Here is a 2,853-nt window from a genome sequence, read left to right as displayed (position 1 = left end):
TTCCCCCCTTGGGGGGGGTAGGGGGGGGTTCTTCTTCCTTCTTCCTTCTTCCTTCGATGTTTGATCGCACTATCTATGCTAAAACCGCAGGTGGAGAGATTGATTGGATTGATGGGTTTCAACAGCTAGCAAGCTTGGGTATCAAACGGTTGGCGATTCTGGGCGGGGGAAAACTGGTGGCGTCTGTGCTGGCTGCGGGCTTGGTAGACGAACTTTGGTTGACGGTGTGCCCGTTAATTTTGGGCGGCGCGGATGCACCGACGGCTGTTGAGGGCAAGGGTTTTTTGGCGGATTTGGCTCCGAAATTGGAACTTTTGGCGGTTAAACAGGTGGGACAAGAGGTGTTTTTGCATTATAAGGTCGATCGATCGCCGCAGGTATAACATCAAGGCCCAAGAAACCGGGTTTGTTGCTGAATCTGGTGGCTGCAATCGAAGATGTTGCCAAAAACTCGGTTTCTGACTACTCGCGATTCCCGGCGATCGAATAATTGTATTAAATTGTGCCACAGGTGAGGCAAGAGAAGAGTTTTGAACCGCAGAGAGCGCAGAGGGCGCAGAGATAAGAGAGTTGGAAGAGAATCTTAATGAATTTATTCCGCCGCCTCATCCTCTCCTAACAAATCCTCTCATCCCTTCCCTCTCTGCGCCAAGAGCGCCCTCTGCGGTAAAATCCTCTTAATCTGTATTAACTTAAAATGAAGTTCGATCGCTCTACACAGATATCTCCCTATGCTGCAACAGCCAAAAGCTCAACAATATTCTGTAGCCTGGATTAGCAAAATAGGCGAAATCCCCCAAGCCTCGTGGGATGCCTTGGCTATGCCGCTCAAAACTCCTTTTATGGAATGGGATTGGCTGAATAATCTCGAAATCTCCGGTAGCGCGTCAGGTAAAACCGGTTGGCTGCCGCATCACTTGACTGTGTGGCGCAACAAACAGTTGATTGCTTGCGCGCCGCTTTATGTCAAAAGCCACAGCTACGGCGAATTTGTGTTTGACAATCAGTGGGCTGATTTAGCCCAGCGTTTGGGTGTTCAATATTATCCGAAGCTGATGGGAATGACACCGTTTACTCCTGCTGAAGGCTATCGGTTTTTGATTGCTGAAGGTGAAGATGAAGATGAGTTAACGGATGTCATGGTAAGCGCGATCGACCATTTTTGCGATCGCCACAATATCTCTGGCTGCAATTTCCTGTATGTCGATCCAGTATGGCGGCAGCGCATGGAAAACCACGGTTTCAGCACTTGGCTGCACCACAGCTATATTTGGCAAAATCAAGGCTATCAAAATTTTGACGGTTATTTAGGCGCTTTTAATGCCAACCAGCGCCGCAATATCAAGCGCGAACGCAAAGCTGTTGACCAAGCTGGTTTGTTGGTGAAAACGCTGACTGGTGATGACATTCCACAGCCGATGTTTGCTCAAATGTATGCTTTTTATGAGAATACTTGCGATAAGTTTGGTTGGTGGGGTAGCAAGTATCTGACTAAGCGCTTTTTTGAACAGTTGCACCACAATTATCGCGATCGAGTTTTATTTGTCGCCGCTTACGATAAGGAAGATGACAGACAGCCGGTGGGTATGTCTTTTTGTTTGTATAAGGGCGATCGGCTTTACGGGCGTTATTGGGGCAGTTTGCAGGAAATTGACTGTTTGCACTTCGATGCTTGTTACTATACACCGATCGAATGGGCGATCGATCGGGGTATCGAAACCTTCGATCCGGGTGCGGGCGGGCGGCACAAAAAACGGCGCGGTTTTCCAGCGATGCCTAACTACAGTTTGCACAGATTTTACAACAACCGTCTGGGGCAAATTCTTAAGTCTTACATCGGTCAAATTAATGAAAGGGAACAGGAGGAAATTGATTTAGTTAATCAGGGTTTGCCTTTTAATAAGTAGTCATCAGTCAGCAGTCAGCAGTCAGCGGGCATTTGAGCATTGGTCATCGGTAATTGGTAATTGCCATCTAATAACTACAGTCCTGGACGCATCGAAACCCAAGAAACCGGGCTTTTTATCTAATTTGCGGGCTGCAACAAAAGACGATCGTAAAAAAACCCGGTTTCTGACAGCGCTTGCGTAATACCAATTTCATAAAGTAGCGTTAGATATTACCCCCCCAACCCCCCCTTATTAAGGGGGGGCTAAGAGTTCATCTATAGCACATCTTTAGAAAAATGGTATAAGTCCTAAACTAATGACTAATGACTAATGACCAATGACTAATGACTAATTCAAAAATACTCTCCCGTCTTCTTGAATTTCTAAGGATTTTGTGTCGGTTCCCAAGTCTGTTGTAGCGCCAAAACTCACTTGCAACATTCCCGGCATTGCGGTGGCTTGGGGGCGAACCAGCAGCAATCCGCCGTCTGGGCGCTGGTAGGTGAGGGTGATCGGTACTTTGAGGTTTTGGAGCAAAATTTCCGATTGTTCGCCCAGAGTGCGCGGTTGGGTCACGCCTAGGACTTGATAATTGATCAGGGCATTGGTGGTATTCACGAGTTTAATTACTACCATGCCTTCGGCAGGCGCAACTCGCGCGGCGGGCATCGGGAAGCGGGGAGGCGCGTCTGCTGGCGCGGAGGGCATCGGGTTCTGGTCGGGATTCATACCGCGCATCGGTTCGCTGACGGGCTTTCCAGTCGCGGGAGTGGGTTGGGAAACGGGTTTTCCTTGTTGGGGCGGGGGGCCGCCTGCTTGGGAAAGTGTCGCGAGACTGACGAGTAAACCGCCGCAGGTGGCTGCTAGCAGGCTGATTTTTTTGAACGGTAGATTGTGGCGAAACATAAGTAACTCCTCACAAGTTCGATCGAGGTTTTCTAACAAATAGCATGGTAATCTATGC

3 protein-coding genes are annotated in these 2,853 nt (G+C 48.7%); 2 read left to right on the top strand and 1 reads right to left on the bottom strand.

All coding sequences use genetic code 11. The annotated features are described in order from the left end of the window. Both WBA89_RS15370 and WBA89_RS15365 read left to right on the top strand, forming a co-directional pair. The coding region (locus WBA89_RS15370; protein WP_424407848.1) for a RibD family protein at nt 1-383 on the top strand (383 nt) is incomplete at its 5' end. Between the two features lie 348 nt (nt 384-731). After that, on the top strand, nt 732-1,907 hold the full coding sequence (locus WBA89_RS15365; protein ID WP_424407846.1) for a GNAT family N-acetyltransferase: 1,176 nt from the start codon (nt 732-734) through the stop codon (nt 1,905-1,907). Between the two features lie 330 nt (nt 1,908-2,237). Here WBA89_RS15365 and WBA89_RS15360 read toward each other — a convergent pair. Then, nucleotides 2,238-2,853: hypothetical protein (locus WBA89_RS15360; RefSeq protein ID WP_424407844.1), on the bottom strand; the 616-nt coding region annotated here is incomplete at its 5' end.

Origin of the sequence: Microcoleus sp. (assembly GCF_049646505.1) — a bacterium.
Classification (GTDB): Bacteria; Cyanobacteriota; Cyanobacteriia; order Cyanobacteriales; family Microcoleaceae; genus Microcoleus.
The sequence above is the reverse complement of the archived record's forward strand: the minus strand, read 5'-3'. Positions and strand labels throughout refer to the sequence as shown.

Coding starts and splice junctions, on each gene's coding strand:
- WBA89_RS15365 (WP_424407846.1), top strand. CDS start 732: ATGCTGCAACAGCCAAAAGCTCAACAATATTCTGTAGCCTGGATTAGC.